Source organism: Sinorhizobium fredii, assembly GCF_002944405.1.
In the GTDB taxonomy this organism is placed as follows: Bacteria; Pseudomonadota; Alphaproteobacteria; order Rhizobiales; family Rhizobiaceae; genus Sinorhizobium; species Sinorhizobium fredii_C.
The window spans coordinates 278,186-300,054 of record NZ_CP024307.1; the positions used below are offsets into that span (position 1 = coordinate 278,186).

Genomic DNA, 21,869 nt, shown 5'->3' on the forward strand with positions numbered 1-21,869 from the left:
CTACCATGAGACGGGTTGTTGTAACGGGCCTCGGCATCGTTTCCTCGATCGGTAACAATGCCGACGAAGTCACCGCGTCGCTGCGCGAAGCGAAGTCGGGCATCACCTTTTCCCCGGATTTCGCCGAGCACGGCTTCAAGTGCCAGGTCTGGGGCCAGCCGACGCTCGACCCGGCCGAACTCGTCGACCGGCGTGCCATGCGATTCCTGTCGCAGGCGGGTGCCTGGAACCATGTGGCGATGAAGCAGGCGATTGCCGATGCGGGCCTCGATGCCGCCGACATTACCAATGAGCGCACCGGCATCATCATGGGTTCCGGGGGCGCCTCGACGCGCACCATCGTCGAGGCCGCAGAGATCACCCGCAAGAATGTCAGCCCCAAGCGCATCGGCCCCTTCGCGGTGCCGAAGGCGATGTCCTCGACCGCTTCCGCGACGCTTGCCACCTGGTTCCAGATCCACGGCGTCAACTACTCGATCTCGTCGGCCTGCTCGACCTCGGCGCATTGCATCGGCAATGCCGCGGAAATGATCCAGTGGGGCAAGCAGGACGTGATGTTCGCCGGCGGCCACGAAGATCTCGACTGGACCATGTCGAACCTCTTCGACGCCATGGGCGCCATGTCCTCCAAGTACAACGACACGCCGGCCTCGGCCTCGCGCGCCTATGACGTCGACCGCGACGGTTTCGTGATCGCCGGCGGCGCCGGCGTCCTCGTGCTCGAGGAGCTGGAGCGCGCCAAGGCCCGCGGCGCCAAGATCTATGCCGAGATCGTCGGCTATGGCGCGACCTCGGACGGCTACGACATGGTGGCCCCCTCCGGCGAGGGCGCGGTGCGCTGCATGCGCCAGGCGCTCGCGACCGTGAAGGGCGAGGTCGACTATATCAACACGCACGGAACCTCGACGCCGGTCGGCGACCAGAAGGAGATCGGCGCCATCCGCGAGGTGTTCGGCGAGAAGATGCCGCACATCCAGTCGACAAAATCGTTGACCGGCCATTCGCTCGGGGCTGCCGGCGTGCAGGAATCGATCTACGGCCTGTTGATGATGCAGGCCGGCTTCATCGGCGAAAGCGCCCATATCGACACGCTCGATCCCGAATTCGAGGGCGTGCCGATCGTCCGCAAGCGCATCGACAACGCCAAGATCGACACGGTTCTCTCGAACTCCTTCGGTTTCGGCGGCACCAATGCCACGCTCGTCTTCCAGCGCTATAACGGATAACCAGATGAACGGACTGATGAACGGAAAGCGCGGCCTCATCATGGGGGTGGCCAACAACCATTCTATTGCCTGGGGAATTGCCAAGGCCCTCGCAAGCCAGGGCGCCGAACTCGCCTTCACCTATCAGGGCGAGGCGCTCGGCAAGCGCGTCAAGCCGCTTGCCGCGGAGCTGAATTCCGACTTCCTTCTCCCCTGCGACGTCGAGGATATCGCCTCGGTCGACGCCGTCATAGACGCGATCAAGGAGCGCTGGGGCAAGCTCGACTTCGTCGTCCATGCCATCGGCTTCTCCGACAAGAGCGAGTTGAAAGGTCTCTACGCGGATACGTCGCGGGAGAATTTCAGCCGCACCATGGTGATCTCCTGCTTCTCCTTCACCGAGATCGCCAGGCGCGCCGCCGACCTCATGAGCGATGGCGGCACGATGCTGACGCTGACCTATGGCGGCTCGGTGCGGGTGATGCCGAACTACAATGTCATGGGGGTCGCCAAGGCGGCGCTCGAAGCCTCGGTGCGCTACCTTGCGGCCGACTACGGAACCCGCAGCATCCGCGTCAACGCCATCTCCGCCGGCCCGATCCGCACGCTCGCCGGCGCCGGCATTTCCGACGCCCGCGCCATGCTCTCCTGGCAGCAGAAGAATTCGCCGCTGCGCCGCACGGTCACCATCGAGGACGTCGGCAGTTCGGCGCTCTACTTGCTTTCCGATCTTTCCCGGGGCGTCACCGGTGAAATCCATTACGTGGATTCCGGCTATAACATCACCTCGATGCCGACGCTCGAGACGCTCCGCGTCGCCGACGCGGAATGAAGCGAGGCTCACCGCGCCAAGCCTGAATTGGGAGAAACCTTGCCGGTGGGTCGGAGAATGGCGGCGGCGCTGCGTCGGCTGCCTACCGGCCCACGGCCTTGACGCCTGAGGATGAGCCGCCTATTTCTTTAGAATAATTCTAAAGAAGGCTGCTATCGATGTTTTCCCGTCTCTTCTCCCGCTCGAAGCGTCCGTTTCTGTCGCTGGGCGAACAGGATATTCTGGCACTCGCCATTTCTTCCGAAGAAGACGACGGACGCATTTACCTCGCCTATGCGGATGCGCTGCGCGAAAAATACCCGCATTCCGCCCGCGTGTTCGAAGGCATGGCCGAGGAAGAGAGCCACCACCGACAGGCGCTGATCGACCTGCACGTGGCACGCTTCGGCAGCCGGATTCCGCTCATCCGGCGCGAGCATGTGCGCGATTTCCCGGAGCGGAAGCCCGATTGGCTCATTGCCGAGATGCCGATCGAGAAAGCGCGCGCAGAGGCGGAAGCCATGGAGGAGGCTGCCCACCGCTTCTATCTCGAGGCGGCAGCACGCACGCGGGACGCGGCGACGCGCAAGCTGTTGGGGGATCTGGCGATTGCCGAGAAGGCACATGAGTCTCTCGCCCGCCGGCTCGGCGAAAGTCATGCGCCGGCGCAAGTGCGGGCCGAGGAAGACCGAACGTCGCACCGACAGTTCATCCTTACCTATGTGCAGCCGGGTCTCGCAGGTTTGATGGACGGTTCGGTCTCGACCCTGGCGCCGATCTTCGCTGCCGCTTTTGCAACCCAGGATACCTGGCAGACCTTCTTGGTCGGGCTGTCGGCCTCGGTCGGTGCCGGCATCTCCATGGGTTTTACCGAAGCCGCCCACGACGACGGTAAGCTTTCCGGCCGCGGCTCACCGGTCAAGCGCGGTCTCGCCTCCGGCGTGATGACCGCGCTCGGCGGCCTTGGCCATGCGCTTCCCTATCTGATCCCGCATTTCTGGACGGCGACGGTGACCGCGGTGGCGATCGTCTTCTTCGAGCTCTGGGCCATTGCCTTCATCCAGAACCGGTTTATGGAAACGCCGTTCCTCAGGGCGGCCTTTCAGGTCGTGCTCGGCGGCGGCCTGGTGCTCGCGGCGGGCATCGTCATCGGCAATGCGTGATGCGACGACGGCGCAGCGGAATTGGGAAGAGACGCCATGAAGAAAGGGCCGCTGACCGGCCCTTTCTTGATCGAATTGTCCGGCGGTTCAGTTGCCGACCGAACCGACCAGCACCTCGGCGCTGTTGTCGATCGTCACCCAGCGGCCGCTATTGCTCGAAGCCTGGCGCTTCAGGAAGCGGTAGTGCGTGTTGGTCCAGAGCTTCACGCCGTTGTCGAGATTGTCGAGGATAAAATCGCCCTGGGCGGTGCGCACCGTCAGAACGGCATGACCCTCGCCGTCGGGCTTGCGCACTACCGTCAACAGCAGATTGCCGGCCGCGAAGCCGCGCTGCATCAGGCGCCGGCGCTTTTCAAGCGCGAAATCCTCGCAGTCGCCCCGGCCCTTCGGATAGGACCAGACCTCGTCGCGGCCGAGAAGCTCCTGGTCGGTGACCGGCGAGATCTCGCGGTTGACGGCTGCGTTCACCTGCCGGATGACCGCCCAGCCGCTCGCCGTGACGCGCGGCGGCGCGCCCGCCCGAGACCGGACGCCGCATTCGCTTCTGTTCTTCTGACAGAATTCGAAATGCCCGATTGGCTGCGAGGTTGCAGAGCCGGTCTGCATCCAGGGAGTGGATCCCGACTGAGCGGGAACCGCCATGCTTGCCGAAATGAAAAATGCGCAGAATCCCGCGACGCCTGCCTTTACCCCGGTCCAAAATGCCATACAAATCCCCTGCAGCGCGTGCGTGCACGCGCAATCTCAAGTTGATGACAGCTTTTGTAGGCTTCCCCTAGCGCTGCTCTAATCGTTAATAAAGTGTTAATATGGCGGGGCGGTTTGAGTCAATCTACCGATTCGTCTGATTGACCTTTATGGTTAAGATCATCCACTATAAGTCAGCGGAAGCCTTGCACCCCGGGCTGTCCGGGATGGTTCCGAAAACGGGGCGGTTTGTTGACGAGTGCCGGCCCGGAAGTTAGGCCTTGGCGAGCATGGCGCTGATCGCCTGTTTCAGTTTGAAGACGTCTTCCTCGCGCGACAACCGGTGGTCGCCGTCGCGAATGAGGGTCATGACGACATCGTCCGCCGGCATGTGCTCCATGAGCTTCAGCGCATGCGTATAGGGCACATCGGGATCGCGCATCCCCTGGAGAATATGCACCGGGCAGCCGGTCGCGATCGGCCCTTTAAGGACCCGATTTTCCCGCCCGTCCTCGATCAGGGCGCGGGTGAAGACATTCGGCTCCGGGCTATATTCCGACGGCTCCTCGAAATAGCCGCGTTCGGCGAGCGAAGCCCGTTCGGCCGGCGACAGGTTGGGCTCGATCAGCTCAGCGGTGAAGTCGGGGGCAGGGGCGATCAGCACCAGGCCGGCGATGCGCTTCCCCTCACCGCGTGCTCTCAGCTCTTCGATGAGGCGCAGTGCCACCCATGCGCCCATGGAGGAGCCGATCAGGATCATGCGCCCGGCGACCGCGTGATCGACGACGGCAAGGCTTTCCTCGAGCCAGCGCGAGATCGTGCCTTCCTTGAAGTCGCCGCCGGAAGCGCCGTGGCCGGAATAGTCGAAGCGGACGCAGTCCGTTCCGATCGCTTGCGCATGGCGTTCGACTTCGAGCGCCTTCGTGCCGGTCATGTCGGACCGGTAGCCGCCGAGCCAGACGAGCGCCGGGCGGTTTGAGGGGAGTTCGGCGCGGAAAATCCGCACGGCGATGTTGCGCGCCGAGGCTTCCGCGCCCACCTTTACATGCGTGACTTCGGTTTCGGCCGGCATGGCTGGCATCGCTTAATTCCTCGCAAGCACCCGTTTCGTTCAGATATCCCGCTAAAAACAGATTCGCCAGAGCCTGGAAGAGGTGATTTTCCTTGCGACCCATGCTATTGACTCTGGAGCCGCAATTCACACATTGCCGTCAGTGACTGTTTCAAGCGCTAGTTTGAGATGACGCTGATCGTTTGATCGACCACTATTACCGAAAACAGCTCGAGGAGAGTACGACCATTCGCAGACCGTTCAAAGCGGACGCCCCAGTCAAGGAAGGCCCGCGCGCAAACAAGGAAATCCGGGTTCCCCGGGTTCAGCTCATCGACGCCGAAGGCCAGAACATGGGCAACGTGCCGATCGACCAGGCGCTCCGCATGGCGGAAGAGGCCGGTCTTGATCTGGTGGAGATCGCACCGAATTCCGAACCGCCGGTGTGCAAGATTCTCGATCTTGGCAAGTTGAAATACGCCAACCAGAAGAAGGCGGCCGAGGCGCGCAAGAAGCAGAAGATCGTCGAGATCAAGGAAATCAAGATGCGCCCGAACATCGACACCCATGATTACGAGGTGAAGATGAAGGCGATGAACCGCTTCTTCGAAGAGGGCGACAAGGTCAAGGTGACGCTGAAGTTCCGCGGCCGCGAAATGGCCCACCAGGAGCTCGGCATGAAGCTTCTGCTGCAGGTCAAGGACGATACGCAGGCGATCGCCAAGGTCGAAGCCGAGCCGAAGCTCGAGGGCCGCCAGATGATGATGGTGCTCGCGCCGAAGTAAGCACGAAGGCGTGGGCCGCACGCGAAATCCCAAGTGAAAGCCGCCGTGAGGCGGCTTTTTGCGTTCTACAGCGCCGCGCGTCTTATCAGACGCGCAAAGGTCGCTGTAGCACTTTGAATTGCTGCATGTCTCCTTAAATCGAGGTCGATTTAAGGAGACATGCAGTGGCGCATCGTTGGCGGGCCTGACAGAATGCTGACAGCCGCGCTCAGCCGCCTGTCAGTTGCCGGATGCCAGTCTCTGCCCGTTCCAAAACAAGGAAGGGTATAGATATGCACAGCGCATTCAAAAAAGTGCTGCTCGTTTCCACAGTGAGCTTGATCGGCGTCGTTGGAGGACCCGTGACGATGGCTCTTGCGGATACCGGCGCGGCCAGCAGCTTCGAAGCCGGACCTAATGGCGGCTTCGACACGAGCAGCCCCACTACAGGTGGCGAAGGTGGATCCGGCGGCGGACAGGACACCGGCACAGGCGGTGGACAGGATACCGGTACGGGCGGTGGACAAGACACTGGCGGCGGCACTGGCGGCGAAGGTGGCGGCACCGGCGGCGAAGGCGGCGGCACCGGCGGCGAAGGCGGCGGCAGCGGCGGCGAAGGCGGCGGCAGCGGCGGCGAAGGCGGCGGCAGCGGCGGCGAAGGCGGCGGCAGCGGCGGCGAAGGTGGCGGCAGCGGCGGCGAAGGCGGCGGCAGCGGCGGCGAAGGCGGCGGCAGCGGCGGCGAAGGCGGCGGCAGCGGCGGCGAAGGTGGTTCCGGTGGCGGACAGGATACTGGTACCGGCGGTGGACAAGACGGTGGCGGAACGCCGACGGCGAACTGATCCGATTCCGGGCTGAGCCCTGAACTGCGGCGGTGGCTGTCGCCATCGCCGCAGACTTATCATATTCGTGCCTCTTGCATCATCCTGCTGCGAGGGGCACGCCCGTTTCAGCAAGAAAATCGAAGTTCCACCCCTGTTTCCGTCACTTTTCTGGCGGATGCTGCGGCGACCTGTGTTGAGGGGATAATGAGAGACCATATCTGCCTGGAGCGCGCTGCGCCGCCCCGTCCCGCTTCGCTCATGCGCCGGAGTCTGGCCGCATTCGTTTGCTGGTCGGTCGCCTCCTGTGTCCTGCCGTTGTCCGCGAGCGGTGCCGCTTTGGCCGAGGACGGAAAGGACAGCCGCGACACCTCGGATACCGGCGGCAGCGGCGATACCGGCACCCGAGGCGACCGCAGCACGGCGGCCCCGGAGAACGACAGGACCCGGGAAACCAGAAGCCAGGAGGATGCGCGGGACGCGGTCGCCAGGGGAGAGATCCTGCCGCTCAGCAAGCTGCTCGCCCTGGTCGATCGCGATCTTTACGGCATGGTCATCGCAGTCGAGCTGGTACGATACATGGGCAGCGACGTCTACCGGCTGAGGACGCGCGATGGCACAGGCGTCATCCGCGATCTCGGGATCGATGCGCGCACCGGCAGATTCGTGAATTTCTGAGGCAGACATGCGCATACTTCTGGCAGAAGACGATCCCAATATCGCGGGCCATGTCCGCGGCAAGCTCGAGGCCGAAGGCTACGCGGTCGATACGCTGGCGCACGGTCCCGACATCTGGGAGCGCGGTGAAGACGGCGGCTATGCCGCCATCATCCTCGACCTCGGTCTGCCCGGTCTCGACGGATTGTCGATCCTCAAGCGGTGGCGCCACGACGGTGTGGAAACGCCCGTCGTGGTCCTGACCGCCCGCGGATCCTGGATGGAGCGCGTCGACGGCTTCGAGGCCGGCGCCGACGACTATATTCCCAAGCCGTTTCGGGCCGAGGAATTGCTGGCGCGGCTGAGGGCGCTTCTGCGGCGCGCCGGCCCGCGATTCCAGATCACCAAATCGGCGGGCCGGTTTACGCTCGACGAGGCGACCCGCCGGGTGACGTTCGACGGAGAGGCGCTCGAACTCAGCCCGCTCGAATTCCGCATGGTCGCCTACTTCATCGAGCGCAAGGGCGAAGTGCTGACCTCGCTCGAACTGGCAAGCCATGTCCAGGGACGCGACGACGATTCGGCCAAGAACGCGGTCGAGGCGATGATCGCCCGCCTGCGCCGCAAGACCGAAAGCGGCGCCATCGAGACGCGTCGCGGCTTCGGCTATCTGCTGCGTGACGATCCCTCATGATGCGCTCGCTGCGGCTGCGACTGGCGGTCGGAGCGGTGATCGCGATCGGCCTCGTGCTGCTCGTTGCATGGCTTTCCCTGACGCGGCTGTTCACCGACCACGTGGTCGGGCGCTACCGCAGCGAGATGATGACGACCGTCGACACGCTCGCCGCCGAACTCGCCGTGCGGGACGGCAAGCTGATGCTCACCGGAGAGCCGGCCGATCCGCGTTTCGACCTGCCGAACGGCGGCCGCTATTGGCAGATCTCGCCCATCGACGGCAGCGACATCTTGCGGTCGCGCTCGCTTTGGGACGTATCGATCGATGCCGACGCGCCGCCCAGCCCGCACTATGAGGGGTTTACCACCAGCGAGGGTCCCGACGGTCGTCTGATGCTGGTGCACAGCCAAACGCTGTCGCTCGGCGAGGATGCCCGGCCGGTCCGCTTCGTCGCGTCGGCGGCGTTTCCGCAGCGGGAACTGGACGAGGCGCTGGGGGATTTCCAGGCGCCGCTGCGGCTGATGCTGCTTGCCACCGCCGGGGTCCTTGCCGCCGCCGCCTTTTTCCAGAATGCCATAGGGCTCGTACCGCTCCGCCGCCTCAGCGAGCGGGCGGCCGCAGTGCGCGCCGGCCGCGAACGGGATTTCGGGACCTCCGGCCCGAGCGAAGTGCAGCCGCTGGTCAGCGAGATCAATCTCCTCCTCAAGGAACGCGAAGTGGCGGTCGAGCGCGCGCGTGCCCGGGCCAGCGATCTCGCCCATGGCCTTAAGACGCCGCTGACGGTGCTCGCGCAGCTTGCCGACCGGCTTCCGCCCGAGGATCGCGCCCTTGCGCTCAGACAGGTGGAACTCGCCCGTCAGCGGGCCGACCGGCAGCTGCAGGCCGCGCGCATGGGCGTCGAGCGGATGGCGACGACGTCGGTCATGGGCCTTGGCGGCAAGCTCGTCAGCGTCCTTCGTCCGGTCACCGCCGAGCGGAATGTCGCCTGGGAGGTCTCGATCGACAGCTCGCTTTCTCTCGACGTCGATCCGGCCGACCTCGCCGAGTGCCTCGGCAATCTCCTCGATAACGCCGCCAAATGGGCCCGTTCCTTCATCCGCTTCTCGGCACGCCGGGCGAACGACGCGATTACCATCGTGATTGAGGACGACGGGCCCGGCATTGCCGAGCAGGACCGCGAGGCGATCCTCAAACGCGGCGCGCGAATCGACAGCAGCGACGAACGAGAGCCGGAAGGCACCGGGCTGGGTCTGGCGATCAGTGCGGATATCGCCGACGCCTACGGCGCCTCCTTGACCATCGATCAATCTGATCTAGGAGGGCTGAGAGCGCGGCTGACCTTTCCTGTCAGGGTCGTGCGGCGTCCGTGGCGCGATCCCGTCTGACGTCGTGGGCGCAGGATCGACGCGCGGCTTGCGCTTTTGCAAGACTTCGGCTACAAGCCCCCGGTCCGAACGGTCCGGCAGGGCATGCCGTGGCCGTTCTTAACGCTGGAAACCAGCCTCGTCAGCCGGTTTCAGATATCAAGAACAATGGAGTAGCAAAATGCCCAAGATGAAGACGAAGTCGTCTGCCAAGAAGCGGTTCAAGGTAACCGCGACCGGCAAGGTGCGCGCTGCCGCTGCCGGCAAGCGCCACGGCATGATCAAGCGTACCAACAAGTTCATTCGCGACGCGCGCGGGACCATGGTTCTCGCCGAGCCTGATGGCAAGAAGGTCGTCAAGAACTACCTGCCGAACGGTCTCTGAGACTTCAGGCATATTGGACACGTTAAGGAGATCATGACATGGCACGTGTAAAACGCGGCGTTACCGCCCACGCCAAGCACAAGAAGACGCTGAAGGCCGCCAAGGGTTTCTACGGCCGCCGTAAGAACACGATCCGCGCCGCCAAGGCAGCGGTCGACCGTTCCAAGCAGTACGCCTATCGCGACCGCAAGGTTAACAAGCGCAACTTCCGCGCCCTCTGGATCCAGCGCATCAACGCTGCTGTCCGTGAATTCGGTTTGACCTACGGCCGCTTCATCGACGGCCTGAACAAGGCTGGCATCGAAGTAGACCGCAAGGTTCTGTCCGACATGGCGATTCATGAGCCGGCAGCATTCGGCGCGCTCGTCGAGGCTTCCAAGAAGGCGCTCGCCTATCTCAAGGAAGCCGGCACGGCAAACGAGTTTGAGAGCGCTGTCCGTTAAGCCAGCGTTTTCCCAAGACCGTTTCTGAAATTGTTGGGAAACCCGCGCTGGCAGGGCTGGCGCGGGTTTTTCTTGTTCGGCTCGATCGCCGGCGATCACATCGCTGCAGTGTTGAACCGATAAAACAAACCATTTCCGCATCGAGGCAGACAGAATGAGCGAACTGGAAACATTGGAACGGACATTGCTGGCGGAAATCGATGCCGCCGCCGACGAGGGGGCGATCGAGGCGTTGCGCGTCGGTGCCCTCGGCAAGAAGGGTTCGATCTCGGAGCTTCTGAAGACGCTCGGCACGATGAGCCCGGAGGAGCGGCAGACCCGCGGCGCCCGCATCAACGCGCTGAAAAACATCGTCACAGAGGCGATTTCGGCCCGTAAGTCAGCGCTGAAGGATGCGGCGATCGCCGAGCGGCTGGCGCGCGAGACGGTCGATATCAGCCTGCCGGTTCGCTCCTCGCCGGCCGAGCGCGGCCGCATCCATCCGATCAGCCAGATCGTCGACGAGATCACCGCGATTTTCGGCGACATGGGCTTCTCGATCGCCGAGGGGCCCGACATCGAGACGGACTATTACAATTTCACCGCGCTCAATTTCCCCGAGGGCCATCCGGCCCGCGAGATGCACGACACGTTCTTCTTCCAGCCGGACGAGAAGGGAGAACGCAAGGTGCTGCGGACGCACACATCGCCGGTGCAAATTCGCACGATGGAGGCTCAGAAGCCGCCGATCCGCATCATCATTCCGGGCAAGACCTATCGCCAGGATTCCGACGCCACCCATTCGCCGATGTTCCATCAGGTCGAAGGCCTGGTGATCGACAAGGCGGCGAACGTCGCAAACATGCGCTGGGTGCTGGAGGAATTCTGCAAGGCGTTCTTCGAGGTCGATCAGGTGACGATGCGCTTCCGGCCGTCCTTCTTCCCCTTCACCGAGCCGTCCTTCGAGGTCGATATCCAGTGCGATCGCTCCGGCCCGATCGTCAAGTTCGGCGAAGGCAAGGACTGGATGGAGATCCTCGGCTGCGGCATGGTGCACCCGAACGTGCTGCGCGCCGGCGGCCTCGATCCGGACGAGTACCAGGGTTTTGCCTGGGGTATGGGCCTCGATCGTATCGCCATGCTGAAATACGGCATGCCGGACCTGCGCGACTTCTTCAACGCCGATGTCCGCTGGATGACCCATTACGGCTTCCGGCCGCTCGACATGCCGACGCTGTTCGGCGGTCTCTCTGCTTAATTTGGCGTGAATACTTAGGACACAGGTGAAATCATGAAGTTCACGCTTTCCTGGCTGAAGGACCATCTCGAAACCGACGCCTCGCTCGAGGACATCTGCGCCCGCCTGACGATGATCGGGCTGGAGGTCGAGGACGTCGACGACAAGGCGGCCTTCAAGCCCTTCGTCATCGCCAAGGTCGTCTCCGCCGAGCAGCACCCGAATGCCGACAAGCTCAAGGTATTGAAGGTCGATACCGGCTCCGGCGAGCCGGTGCAGGTCGTCTGCGGCGCGCCGAACGCGCGCACCGGCCTCGTCGGCGCCTTTGCCGCCCCCGGCACCTACGTGCCCGGCATCGACACGCCGCTTTCCGTCGGCAATATCCGCGGCGTCGAAAGCCGCGGCATGATGTGCTCGGAAAAGGAGCTGGAGATTTCCGACGACCACACCGGCATCATCGACCTGCCCGAGGATGCGCCGGTCGGCACGAGCTACGCGGCCTATGCGGGCCTCGACGATCCGGTCATCGAGATCAATCTGACGCCGAACCGGCCGGATTGCACCAGCGTTCACGGCATTGCCCGCGATCTCGCCGCCTCCGGCCTTGGAACTCTCAAGACGCGGCCGGCGCCGTCCTTCCCGGTCGAAGGCTCAACGCCGGTCAAGGTAACACTCGATCTTGGCGAAGACAGGCATCTCTGCCCCGGTTTCGCGCTGCGCCTTGTGCGCGGCGTCAAGAACGGCCCGAGCCCGGCTTGGATGCGCCAGCGGCTGGCGGCGATCGGGCTTCGGCCGATCAACGCGCTCGTCGACATCACTAATTACTTGACCTTCGATCAGGGCCGGCCGCTGCACGTTTTCGACGCGGCCAAGGTCACCGGCAGCCTGACGGTCCGCCGCGCCACGGAAGGCGAGAAGGTGCTGGCCCTCGATACGCGCGAATACACGCTGTCGCCGGCCAACGTGGTGATCGCCGACGAGGACGGGATCGAATCGATCGGCGGCATCATGGGCGGCGAGCATTCCGGCTGCGATGAGGCGACCACCGAAGTGCTGATCGAATCGGCGCTCTGGGATCCGATGAACATCGCCAAGAGCGGCCGCACCCTCGGCATCATCACCGATGCGCGCTACCGCTTCGAGCGCGGCGTCGATCCGGAATACATGGTGCCGGGCATCGAACGGGCGACCGAACTGGTGCTGGAGCTCTGCGGCGGCACGGCCGCCAGGCTGGATGTCGTCGGCTATGAGGGCCACGCGCCTAAGGTCGTCGAATTCCCGGTCTCGGAAGTGAAGCGGCTCACCGGCCTCGAGGTCTCTCCCGAGGAGAGCGTGTCGATCCTGCAAAAACTCGGCTTCGGCGTCGAGGGCTCCGGCGAGCGCTTCCGCGTCACCGTGCCCTCCTGGCGGCCGGACGTCGACGGCAAGGCGGACCTCGTCGAGGAAGTGATGCGCATCCATGGCGTCGACAACATCGTCGCCGCGGCCTTGTCGAGCCACAACGCCGTCAACGGCAAGATCCTCACGACGCTGCAGATCCGCACCCGCCAGGCGAGACGTGCGCTTGCAAGCCGCGGCATGCTCGAAGCCGTCACCTGGTCGTTCATCTCGGAAGAGCAGGCGACGCTCTTCGGCGGCGGCCGGCCGGCGCTGAAGCTCGCCAATCCGATCGCCGCCGATATGTCCGACATGCGGCCGTCGCTGCTGCCGGGTCTTCTGACCGCGGCGCAGCGCAATGCCGACAAGGGCTATGGCGACGTGGCAATCTTCGAGGTCTCGGGCATCTATGAGGGCGACACGCCCGAGGCGCAGCGCCGCGTCGCCGGCGGCGTCCGTCGTGGCACCGCGTCGCTCAACGGCGCCGGCCGGCTATGGTCGAATGCCGCCAAGGGCGGCGGCAAGCCGGTCGACGTCTTCGACGCCAAGGCCGATGCGATCGCCGTGCTCGAAGCCTGCGGCGTGCCGATGGCCAATGTCCAGCTCGAGGCCGGCGGCCCGGCCTGGTATCATCCGGGCCGTTCCGGCACGATCAAGCTTGGGCCGAAGATCGTGCTCGGCGCCTTCGGCGAGTTCCACCCGAAGACGCTCGACACGCTCGACGTTTCCGGTCCGATCGCCGGCTTCGAGATCTATGTCGACGCCATGCCGGAGCCGAAGAAGAAGGCGACGCGCACCAAGCCGGCGCTCGAGCTCTCGCCCTTCCAGGCGGTCAAGCGCGACTTCGCCTTCGTCGTCGACAAGGCGGTGGAGGCCGCTGCAATCGCGCGGGCGGCATCCGGCGCCGACCGAAAGCTGGTGACAGCGGTCAACGTCTTCGACGTCTTCGAGGGGGCCTCGCTCGACGAGGGCAAGAAGTCGGTCGCCATCGAGGTGACGATCCAGCCGGTCGAGCGGACGCTCACCGACGAGGATTTCGAGGCGCTGACCTCGCGCATCGTCGCCAACGTCGCCAAGAGCACGGGCGGCGTGCTGCGCGCCTGAGGAATTCGAAGGCCGCCGTTTCACCGCGGCGGCCTTTTCGCTCCGAAGGCATTGCCGGATTATGCGTGGCGATGCCAGACCTTGTTGACGATCAGCCAGCGGCCGTCGACCTTCAGCAGCGACAGGTAGTCCGTATAGCGCGCGCCGCCGAATTCATCGATGACCTTCACGCTCGCGGCGTCGCCGGTGATGTGGATCAACTCCACCTCCATCAGGGGCTGCGTTTCCGGCGGTGCCGAGCCTTCCTTGGAAACGGCGGCAATGAAGGCATCGCGTGTGAGCCATTCGACCGAGTCTTGGTAATTGCCAACGATCGAGGCGCTCGGGTGAAATGCCTTACGCAGCGCCGCCTCATTGGCGAAAGCCATGCCGTCGACATAGAGATGGATGACCGCGCTGATGGCCTGCTCATCGGACATGCCTGATTCCTCCATTCCCGAAGCGGCCAAGACCCGACGCTCTGCGCATGGTTTCTCCCGCCTCCGATGCCGCTCCAACCATTCGAGGCGAACACCTGATAGTTAGGGTATCGCAACGGAATTGCGATACCTCGGGGGCCGGGAGCGGCCTCAGCGGTTGGGTGGGAGATGGAAATAGGTGAACCGCGCGGGGATTGTGCGTCCGGCGCTCAAAGCGCTCATCGACTTCATTGACCGGCGACCGGCCCCTTCGCCGGTCGCCGGTAGCAAGTCAGGCGGCCTTCCTGTTCGCTTTCGCCGTCGCAAGCTTCGTCAGGTCCTGGTCGGTGACGACTTCTTCCTTCAGCGTTGCGTCGAGAAGCGGGACCGCATCCTTGAGGCCGATGGTCTGTGCCCATGTCTTCAGGGTGCCGTAGCGAGCGATCTCGTAGTGCTCGACGGATTGCGCGGCGGAGATCAGGCCGGCATCAAGTGCCTGCGTGCCCTTGAACTCGTCCATGATTTCCTCGCCCTCTGCAATGATACCTTCGATCGCTTCGCAGGTTTTGCCTGTCGCGCGCTTGCCGATCAACTCAAAGACCTGCTGCAGCCGCTCGACATGGGTTTCCGTCTGTTCGCGGTGCTTTTCGAAGGCTGCCTTGAGCTCCTGTGCTTGCGCGGCACGCGCCATCTTCGGCAGAGCCTTCAGGATCTTGCGCTCGGCATAGTAGATGTCCTTGAGCGCGTCGTAGAACAGATCGTCCATTGTCTTTTCCTTGGGCATTGTCGAATTCCTTCCTTGTCCGGTGGGTGCTTGGCTGTGACGCCCAATCAACATCAGACAGAGGCATTTGTTCCTTTCTTCGGGGAAAATGCGTGGACGCCCTTGTCTCCCGTCGATCTCCAATGAGCGCGTCCGCTTCCTCTGCGCTGAAATCGGGTGGCCGCGACCGCCGCCAGCTGGAATCTTCCATGCGTCGATAACAATGGTGAGGAAGATCAAATGCTGAGACTTGCAGGAAAGGTGGCGATCGTGACGGGTGCGAGTTCGGGAATAGGCCGTGCGGCCGCCTCTCTCTTTGCGCGGGAAGGCGCAAAGGTCGTGATCGCCGCAAGGCGCGCCGAGGCCCTCGAGCAGCTCGTTTGCGAGATCGCGCAAGCGGGCGGTGAAGCGGCAATGCTTTCCGGCGACCTGCGCGACGAAGGTTTGAACGAGGCGCTTGTCGATCTGGCGCTGACCCGCTTCGGCGGGTTGGACGTCGCCTTCAACAATGCCGGCGCACTTGGCACTGTGGGTGAGGCCGTGTCGCTCTCGATCGAGGGATGGCGCGAAACGCTCGACACCAACCTGACCAGCGCCTTTCTCGCCGCCAAGCACCAGGCTCCGGCATGATTGCGCGTGGCGGCGGTTCGCTCGTCTTCACCTCGAGCTTCGTCGGTCACACGGCAGGTTTCCCGGGGATGGCCGCCTACGCGGCCAGCAAGGCGGGGCTGATCGGCCTGGTGCAGTCCTTGGCGGTCGAGTTTGGAGCGCGTGGGGTGCGGGTCAATGCGCTGCTGCCGGGCGGCACCGACACGTCGTCCAATGCCGCGAACCTGCCGGGTGCTCCGCCCGAGACGCGCGGCTTCGTTGAAGGTCTGCATGCGCTGAAGCGCATGGCGCAGCCGGCGGAAATTGCCGAGGCCGCGCTTTACCTCGCCTCCGACGGTGCTAGCTTCGTCACCGGTACCGCGTTGCTGGTGGATGGCGGCGTTTCGATCAGCAGGACATGAACGGGCGGAAGGAAGGAAGAATGAGGAAGCCTGGGTCGATGAAGTCGCTGGAGGATCTCGGCCGGGTGCGCCTGTCCAAAAACTTCTTCCTGCGCGATTTCCTGCATTCTGAGATCGCCGAATTCTATCGCCTCCCGAACATCCCGGACGACCCGGAGCTCGCCATCGCAGCGGGTCGCAGGCTCTGCGAGGAACTTCTCGAGCCTCTGCAGGCGACGTTCGGGCGGCTTCACATTCGCTCCGCCTATCGCAACGGCGTTGTCAACGACTTCGGCAACAGGAACAAGCTCAACTGCTCGACCAATGCGGCGACGGCGGCCGACCATATCTGGGATATGCGCGACGCAGACGGTTGCATGGGGGCGACCGCCTGCATCGTCATTCCCTGGGTATGGGACCGGGAGCGCGGCGAGGGCGGTTGGCAGAGTCTGGCCTGGTGGATCCATGACCACCTGCCCTATGCCTCGCTCTGCTTTTTCCCGAAGCTTTGGGCCTTCAACATCCAATGGCATGAGCGGCCGCAGCGGCGAATCCGGAGCTTCGCCGAGCCGCGCGGCCTCTTGACGAAGCCGGGCATGGCCAACCACGAGGGCAGCCACCAGCATTTCTACGCCGGGTTTCCTACGCTCGTGAGGGCGTCGTAACGATGTCTCCTCCCCAAACCGTGCCACCTTGGATGGGTTGGGGAGGGGCGTTGTTGGACATTACTGGCTCACATCGTTCAGCCGCTGGATCGCCTCCTCCGAGAGCTTGAGATGCGCCGATCTCACGAGGCTTACCAGCTGATCGAGATTCGTGGCGCTGGCGATCGGCGCGGTGACGCCGTCGCGGGCGATGATCCAGGCAAGGGCGATCTCCGCCTGTTTCGCGCCGGTCTCCTCGGCGATCTCGTCGAGCACGCCGAGAATGCGCATGCCGCGCCCGTCCAGATATTTTTCGACCCCGCCACCGCGCGCAGTCCCTTCAAGATCCTTGTGCGAGCGGTACTTGCCGGAAAGAAAGCCCCGGGCGAGGCTGAAATAGGTGATTACGCCGATCTCCTCGGCGATGCAGAGGTCGCGCAGCGGTCCGTCATAGGCGGCCCGATCGTAGAGATTGTATTCCGGCTGCAAAACGTCATAGCGCGGCAGGTCCTTCGCCTTCGCGACGGCGAGAGCGTCGCCGAGTTGCCCTGCATCGAGGTTCGAGGCGCCGATCGCCCGCACCTTGCCCTGGGTGAGGAGCGCGTCATAGGCGGCGAGCGTCTCCTCATTGGGCACTTCCGGATCGGGCCAGTGCGACAAGTAAAGGTCGATATGGTCGGTCTGCAGGCGCTTCAGCGACTCTTCGACCGCCTGCAGGATCCAGCGGCGCGAGAGTCCCTTGCGTCCGGGTCCGAGGTCGGAGCCGACCTTGGTGACGATGACGGCCCGGTCGCGCGGGCGTCTGGATTGCTTCAGCCACTTGCCGATGATCGTCTCGGACTCGCCGCCCCGGTTTCCGGGCACCCAGGAGGAATAGACATCCGCCGTATCGACGGCATTGAAGCCCGAATCGAAAAAGGTATCGAGGAGGGCGAAGGAGGTTTTCTCGTCCGCCGTCCAGCCGAACACATTGCCGCCGAAGACCAGCGGGGCAATGGAAAGACCCGTACGGCCAAGTCTGCGCATTACCATGGTTTCGCTCCATGTGGTTGGATGAAAACGAGCTGCGATCGGGAGGATTGCTGGGGAAACATAGGACAGCTTCCGGTCCAAGGACACCTGCTGCCGCCGATTTTCCGGTCCGCGCACGGCTTGCTAGGCACGTACCTCGGCGATAGTGTCGGTTCGCTTGATCGCGCGATTTGGAATCGTACCGCGATCGGTCCTCGCCAGGTGCGAGCCGTTTTCCGCCCGCGTCCCGCTCCGACCTGCAGCAATCGAACAGGATGCGGGCTCGTCAACAGCCTTACTCATGTTCCGCTCGAAAAAGGAGACTGCCCCATGTTGCGCTTCGGAATTCTGTCGACGGCCAGGATCGGCCGCGAACTCGTCGTGCCCGCCATTCAGGATGCCGAGAATTGCGTGGTCACGGCAATCGCCAGCCGCGACCAGGCGAAAGCACGGGCGATGGCCGACCGCTTTTCGGTGCCGCATGCCTTCGGCTCCTATGAGGAGATGCTTGCCTGCGACGTGATCGACGCGGTCTACATTCCGCTCCCGACCTCGCAGCACGTCGAGTGGGCGATTAAGGCGGCCGACGCCGGCAAGCATGTGCTTTGCGAAAAGCCGCTGGCGCTCAAGGCCGAGGAGATTGACGCGGTGATCGCGGCGCGTGACCGCAACAAGGTGCTGGTTTCGGAAGCCTATATGGTCACCTACAGCCCCGTCTGGCGGAAGGTGCGCTCGCTCATCGCCGAGGGAGCGATCGGCAAGCTCCGGCACGTTCAGGGTGCTTTCACCTATTACAACCGCGATCCCGGCAACATGCGCAATGTCCCGGCGCTCGGCGGCGGCGGCCTGCCGGATATCGGCGTCTATCCTGCGATCACCACGCGCTTCACGACCGGCAAGGAGCCGCTGCGCGTCCAGGCCAATACCGACCGCGATCCTGAATTCGGCACCGACATCTATTCGAGCGTGCGTGCCGATTTCGGCGATTTCGAGCTGAGCTTCTACATCTCCACCCAGCTCGCCGCCCGCCAGGTCATGGTGTTCCACGGCGACCAGGGGTTCATCGAGGTGAAATCCCCCTTCAATGCGGATCGCTACGGCCGCGAGGAAGTGGAACTCACCAACCAGAACCACGCCCAATCGCAGCTTTTCCGCTTCCAGGATGCGCGCCAGTACAAGCTCGAGGCGGAAGCCTTCGCGCGTGCGGCGAAGGGCGAGGCGGAAGAGGTGGTGACGCTCGAGAGCTCGCGCCTCAATCAAAAGTTCATCGACGCGATCTACCGCGCCAGCGAGAAAGACGGTTGGGAAACGGTCTGAGGTAAATTGAAAGACGGTCCGCCAAATGGCGGGCCGTCGCATTCGTTGCCTGGACGCTAAGTGGCCGGTCGTATGCCCACCTGGGCGGCACCTTTGAGTTTCAGGAAGAGAAAGTCGGCGACGCCGACCATCGCCGCCACGATCAATCCAATGCCGATTGCCGTCAGCGACGCATAGGCAAGCGCGAGAATGGCGAGACTGGCAACCTGCCAGAGGATGTCGCCGGCGATGCTGATGCGGGCCGCCGGCGCGCTCGGGCCCCCTTTTCTTGCCGAGACAAGATGGAAGGCGCCCCAGAGCAACAGCCCGGTACCGAGAAGCCCGATGACCCCCGGGGCAATGACGGGGCTGACGAGCGATGCCAGCGGTGCGGCGTCGACGATCAAAACCGTGCCGGCGACGAGCGAGACGATGCCGTCGGCAAGGAATGCCTTGTTGAGAAGCGAGCGGTGGGAAAGGGCGAGCATGTCGGTCTCCTTCGGTTGTCGATGGAGCAATGCTGGCCTGATGCGGTCATCAAACCAATTACCTCTGAGGTAATGGATTTCCCGCTGTGTTCGGCCCATTCTTGCCGCGCAACGAGGAGGGCGCCATGGGATTCGGCAGTCAGTTGAAGGAATGGCGTGGTCACCGCCGCATGAGCCAGCTGGATCTTGCGACCGCGGCGGGTATTTCCACCCGGCATCTTTCCTTTCTCGAAACCGGGCGTTCGCGGCCGACCGAGGGCATGATCCTCCGGCTTGCGTCGGTGCTCGATATTCCGGCGCGCGACCAAGGCTCGCTCTTTTCCGCGGCCGGCTATCGGCCGCGCATGGCGACGCGTCCGGCCTCCGGCCTGGACGCGATGCCGGCCGCCATCGCCGGCGCGATCCGTTTGATGCTGGACCGGCACGACCCTTATCCGGGCCTCGTCCTCGATCATCAGTACAGCGTACTAATGGCCAATCCGGCCTTTGCAGCGCTTGCCGCGGTCGCCGATGCGCCGTTCGGGCCGGGGGAGAATTTCCTCGACGCCTTCCTGGGCGCCGAGAGCGTCCGTACCCTCGTCGTGAATTGGGAGGCGGCAGCCGCGGACCTTGTCCAGCGGGTTCGGACGGAGGCCTGGCTGCAGGGGCCTCGCAGTCCGCTGCAGCGCCGGCTCGACCGGCTCACTGCCGATCCGGCGGTCGTCAAGGCGCTCGACAGCTATCCCGCGACGGATCGTTTGCCCGTGCTGCCGATCGAACTGCGTGTCGGCGATACGGAACTGCGCTTCATCACGACGCTGTCGACCTTCGGTTCGACCCAGGATGCGCTGGTGGAGGGCGTGCTGATCGAATCCTTCTTCCCGGCGGACGACGCGACGCGACGCTTTTTCGAGAAGGTCACCTCGCCGGAAAAACAGTAGAAAGGCGCCACGGAGTGCTGATCTTCGTCGCCCGGTCGGCTACAAAGGGCTCATGACGTCGTTCTTCGAATCCGATTCTTCATCCAACGTCGCCGAATATTCGGTGTCGGAACTGTCCGGCTCGATCAAGCGCACGCTCGAGCAGGCCTTCGAGCATGTGCGGGTGCGCGGGGAGATTTCCGGCTATCGCGGGCCGCATTCCTCCGGCCACGCCTATTTCGCGCTGAAGGACGATCGCGCCCGGATGGAGGCGGTGATCTGGAAGGGCACCTTCGCGCGGCTGAAATTCCGGCCGGAGGAGGGGATGGAAGTGATCGCGACCGGCCGGGTCACGACCTTCCCCGGCTCGTCGAAATACCAGATCGTCATCGACTCGCTAGAACCCGCCGGTGCCGGCGCGCTCATGGCGATGATCGAGGAGCGCAAGCGCAAGCTCGCGGCAGAGGGACTGTTCGATGCGGCAAGGAAGCGGCCGCTGCCCTTCATGCCAAAGGTGATCGGCGTCGTCACCTCGCCGACAGGCGCCGTCATCCGCGACATCCTGCACCGGATTGCCGATCGCTTCCCGGTCCATGTCGTCGTCTGGCCGGTGCGCGTCCAGGGTGACGGGGCGTGCGACGAGATCGAGGCGGCGATCCGCGGCTTCAACGCGCTCGAGATTGGCGGCGCCATTCCGCGACCGGACGTGCTGATCGTCGCGCGCGGCGGCGGCAGCCTCGAGGATCTCTGGTGCTTCAACGACGAGGCGGTGGTGCGCGCGGCGGCGGCCTCCGCCATTCCGCTGATCTCAGCCGTCGGTCACGAAACCGATTGGACGCTGATCGACTACGCGGCCGACCAGCGGGCGCCGACGCCGACCGGTGCGGCCGAGATGGCGGTTCCGGTGAAGGCAGATCTCGAGGCGCAGACCGCCAATCTTTCGGCTCGCCTGCAGGCGGCCGCCACACGGCAGATGGATCACCGCCGCCACGCGCTGCGGGCGGTCGCCCGGGCGCTGCCGTCGCTCGATCAGTTGCTCGCCCTGCCAAGGAGACGCTTCGACGAGGCGGCCGCCGGGCTTGGCCGCGGTCTGCAGATGAACACCGCCAACAAGCGCCGCAGCTTCGAGCGCATCGCGGCCCATTTGCGACCCGAACTCCTGACGACGAAGATCCGCGAGCAACGCCGGCATCTTCTGGAGGCAATGAACAAGGCCGAGCGCTGCGTGGAGCGCCAGCTCGACCGTCGGCAGGCGCGCGTTTCCGCCGCCGATGCGTCGCTTCGTGCGCTGCCGTCGCGGCTCGTCAGCCAGATCCACCGCGCGTCGGACCGTGTCTCGGGCTTGAGCGCGCGCGCCGATGGAGCCATGGCCGCGGAAATGCGCCGGCTGAAGGGCGCGCTCGCGGCGCAGGACCGGGTGCTGCAATCGCTGTCCTATCGCAACGTCCTGCAGCGCGGTTTTGCATTGGTGCGTGATGCGGCGGGCGAACCGGTGAAGCAGGCGGCGGCAGTGACGGAGGGCATGACGCTGTCGCTCGAATTCGCCGACGGCCGGGTCTCGGCCGTAGCGGGCGAGGGCGGCTCGCCGGCGGCGCCGGCGCCGAAGAAACGATCGGCCCGGACGGCCGAGCCGACAAAGCAGGGCAGCCTGTTCTGAGAG

At 64.3% G+C, this 21,869-nt stretch carries 22 protein-coding genes and 1 pseudogene; 17 read left to right on the plus strand and 6 right to left on the minus strand.

Going from position 1 to position 21,869, the window contains the following annotated elements; translation table 11 throughout:
• The first annotated feature begins 5 nt into the window (after window positions 1-5).
• The 3 genes from fabB to mbfA all read left to right on the plus strand — a co-directional run bounded on the left by fabB (window position 6) and on the right by mbfA (window position 3,179).
• On the plus strand, window positions 6-1,226 hold the full coding sequence (fabB, locus tag NXT3_RS01320) for a beta-ketoacyl-ACP synthase I (RefSeq protein WP_037422315.1): 1,221 nt from the start codon (window positions 6-8) through the stop codon (window positions 1,224-1,226).
• Between the two features lie 4 nt (window positions 1,227-1,230).
• Complete coding sequence (gene fabI / locus NXT3_RS01325; RefSeq protein ID WP_037422312.1) at window positions 1,231-2,037, plus strand: enoyl-ACP reductase FabI; 807 nt, start codon at window positions 1,231-1,233, stop codon at window positions 2,035-2,037.
• Window positions 2,038-2,195: 158 nt separating this feature from the next.
• Window positions 2,196-3,179, plus strand: a complete 984-nt coding sequence (gene mbfA, locus NXT3_RS01330) for an iron exporter MbfA (protein WP_097525471.1) — start codon at window positions 2,196-2,198, stop codon at window positions 3,177-3,179.
• Between the two features lie 87 nt (window positions 3,180-3,266).
• Here the strand turns inward: mbfA and NXT3_RS01335 are convergent, their stop codons facing one another.
• On the minus strand, window positions 3,267-3,887 hold the full coding sequence (locus tag NXT3_RS01335) for a transglutaminase-like cysteine peptidase (protein WP_037422307.1): 621 nt from the start codon (window positions 3,885-3,887) through the stop codon (window positions 3,267-3,269).
• Between the two features lie 253 nt (window positions 3,888-4,140).
• Complete coding sequence (locus NXT3_RS01340; RefSeq protein WP_037422304.1) at window positions 4,141-4,947, minus strand: alpha/beta hydrolase; 807 nt, start codon at window positions 4,945-4,947, stop codon at window positions 4,141-4,143.
• Window positions 4,948-5,165: 218 nt separating this feature from the next.
• Between NXT3_RS01340 and infC the strand changes: the two genes are divergently transcribed.
• From infC to pheT, 9 genes are all read left to right on the plus strand, one after another.
• Window positions 5,166-5,702, plus strand: coding sequence for a translation initiation factor IF-3 (infC, locus tag NXT3_RS01345; RefSeq protein ID WP_083854172.1), 537 nt, complete (start codon window positions 5,166-5,168; stop codon window positions 5,700-5,702).
• A 272-nt stretch (window positions 5,703-5,974) separates the two neighbouring features.
• Window positions 5,975-6,520 carry a hypothetical protein gene (locus tag NXT3_RS01350; RefSeq protein WP_104838677.1) on the plus strand — a complete coding sequence of 182 codons (546 nt, stop codon included), beginning with the start codon at window positions 5,975-5,977 and terminating at the stop codon, window positions 6,518-6,520.
• Between the two features lie 186 nt (window positions 6,521-6,706).
• Window positions 6,707-7,177, plus strand: coding sequence for a PepSY domain-containing protein (locus NXT3_RS01355; RefSeq protein WP_097525473.1), 471 nt, complete (start codon window positions 6,707-6,709; stop codon window positions 7,175-7,177).
• Window positions 7,178-7,184: 7 nt separating this feature from the next.
• Complete coding sequence (locus NXT3_RS01360) at window positions 7,185-7,850, plus strand: response regulator transcription factor (protein WP_037421100.1); 666 nt, start codon at window positions 7,185-7,187, stop codon at window positions 7,848-7,850.
• Window positions 7,847-9,217 (plus strand): sensor histidine kinase, encoded by a 1,371-nt coding sequence (locus NXT3_RS01365; protein WP_095678036.1) that lies wholly within the window; start codon window positions 7,847-7,849, stop codon window positions 9,215-9,217. Before NXT3_RS01360 ends, NXT3_RS01365 begins: the two co-directional genes overlap by 4 nt.
• A gap of 160 nt (window positions 9,218-9,377) precedes the next feature.
• Window positions 9,378-9,581 (plus strand): 50S ribosomal protein L35, encoded by a 204-nt coding sequence (gene rpmI, locus NXT3_RS01370; protein WP_012710090.1) that lies wholly within the window; start codon window positions 9,378-9,380, stop codon window positions 9,579-9,581.
• 38 nt (window positions 9,582-9,619) lie between these two features.
• Window positions 9,620-10,024, plus strand: coding sequence for a 50S ribosomal protein L20 (gene rplT, locus NXT3_RS01375; RefSeq protein ID WP_012710091.1), 405 nt, complete (start codon window positions 9,620-9,622; stop codon window positions 10,022-10,024).
• Window positions 10,025-10,178: 154 nt separating this feature from the next.
• Window positions 10,179-11,261 (plus strand): phenylalanine--tRNA ligase subunit alpha, encoded by a 1,083-nt coding sequence (pheS, locus tag NXT3_RS01380; protein WP_037421051.1) that lies wholly within the window; start codon window positions 10,179-10,181, stop codon window positions 11,259-11,261.
• A 33-nt stretch (window positions 11,262-11,294) separates the two neighbouring features.
• Window positions 11,295-13,721 (plus strand): phenylalanine--tRNA ligase subunit beta, encoded by a 2,427-nt coding sequence (pheT, locus tag NXT3_RS01385; RefSeq protein WP_104838678.1) that lies wholly within the window; start codon window positions 11,295-11,297, stop codon window positions 13,719-13,721.
• A 59-nt stretch (window positions 13,722-13,780) separates the two neighbouring features.
• Here the strand turns inward: pheT and NXT3_RS01390 are convergent, their stop codons facing one another.
• On the minus strand, window positions 13,781-14,140 hold the full coding sequence (locus tag NXT3_RS01390; protein ID WP_097525475.1) for a nuclear transport factor 2 family protein: 360 nt from the start codon (window positions 14,138-14,140) through the stop codon (window positions 13,781-13,783).
• Window positions 14,141-14,411: 271 nt separating this feature from the next.
• Window positions 14,412-14,903 (minus strand): YciE/YciF ferroxidase family protein, encoded by a 492-nt coding sequence (locus NXT3_RS01395; protein WP_037377882.1) that lies wholly within the window; start codon window positions 14,901-14,903, stop codon window positions 14,412-14,414.
• A gap of 219 nt (window positions 14,904-15,122) precedes the next feature.
• On the opposite strand from NXT3_RS01395, the pseudogene NXT3_RS01400 reads away from it, so the two are divergent.
• Window positions 15,123-15,817, plus strand: a pseudogene (locus NXT3_RS01400) (SDR family oxidoreductase); the annotation flags it as partial.
• A 95-nt stretch (window positions 15,818-15,912) separates the two neighbouring features.
• The gene (locus NXT3_RS01405) at window positions 15,913-16,536 is read left to right on the plus strand and encodes a hypothetical protein (RefSeq protein WP_104838679.1); all 624 of its coding nucleotides are present in this window, start codon (window positions 15,913-15,915) and stop codon (window positions 16,534-16,536) included.
• Between the two features lie 60 nt (window positions 16,537-16,596).
• On the opposite strand, the gene NXT3_RS01410 is transcribed toward NXT3_RS01405, so the two are convergent.
• Window positions 16,597-17,547: an aldo/keto reductase gene (locus NXT3_RS01410; RefSeq protein WP_104838680.1), complete on the minus strand. Its 951-nt coding sequence runs from the start codon at window positions 17,545-17,547 to the stop codon at window positions 16,597-16,599.
• Window positions 17,548-17,856: 309 nt separating this feature from the next.
• Here NXT3_RS01410 and NXT3_RS01415 point away from each other — a divergent pair, with 309 nt between their 5' ends.
• Window positions 17,857-18,843: a Gfo/Idh/MocA family protein gene (locus NXT3_RS01415; RefSeq protein ID WP_104838681.1), complete on the plus strand. Its 987-nt coding sequence runs from the start codon at window positions 17,857-17,859 to the stop codon at window positions 18,841-18,843.
• 56 nt (window positions 18,844-18,899) lie between these two features.
• Here the strand turns inward: NXT3_RS01415 and NXT3_RS01420 are convergent, their stop codons facing one another.
• Window positions 18,900-19,310 (minus strand): hypothetical protein, encoded by a 411-nt coding sequence (locus tag NXT3_RS01420; protein ID WP_104838682.1) that lies wholly within the window; start codon window positions 19,308-19,310, stop codon window positions 18,900-18,902.
• A 125-nt stretch (window positions 19,311-19,435) separates the two neighbouring features.
• On the opposite strand from NXT3_RS01420, the gene NXT3_RS01425 reads away from it, so the two are divergent.
• Both NXT3_RS01425 and xseA read left to right on the plus strand, forming a co-directional pair.
• Window positions 19,436-20,230 (plus strand): helix-turn-helix domain-containing protein, encoded by a 795-nt coding sequence (locus NXT3_RS01425; protein ID WP_037421031.1) that lies wholly within the window; start codon window positions 19,436-19,438, stop codon window positions 20,228-20,230.
• Window positions 20,231-20,282: 52 nt separating this feature from the next.
• The gene (gene xseA, locus NXT3_RS01430; RefSeq protein ID WP_097525479.1) at window positions 20,283-21,866 is read left to right on the plus strand and encodes an exodeoxyribonuclease VII large subunit; all 1,584 of its coding nucleotides are present in this window, start codon (window positions 20,283-20,285) and stop codon (window positions 21,864-21,866) included.
• Window positions 21,867-21,869 lie beyond the last annotated feature (3 nt).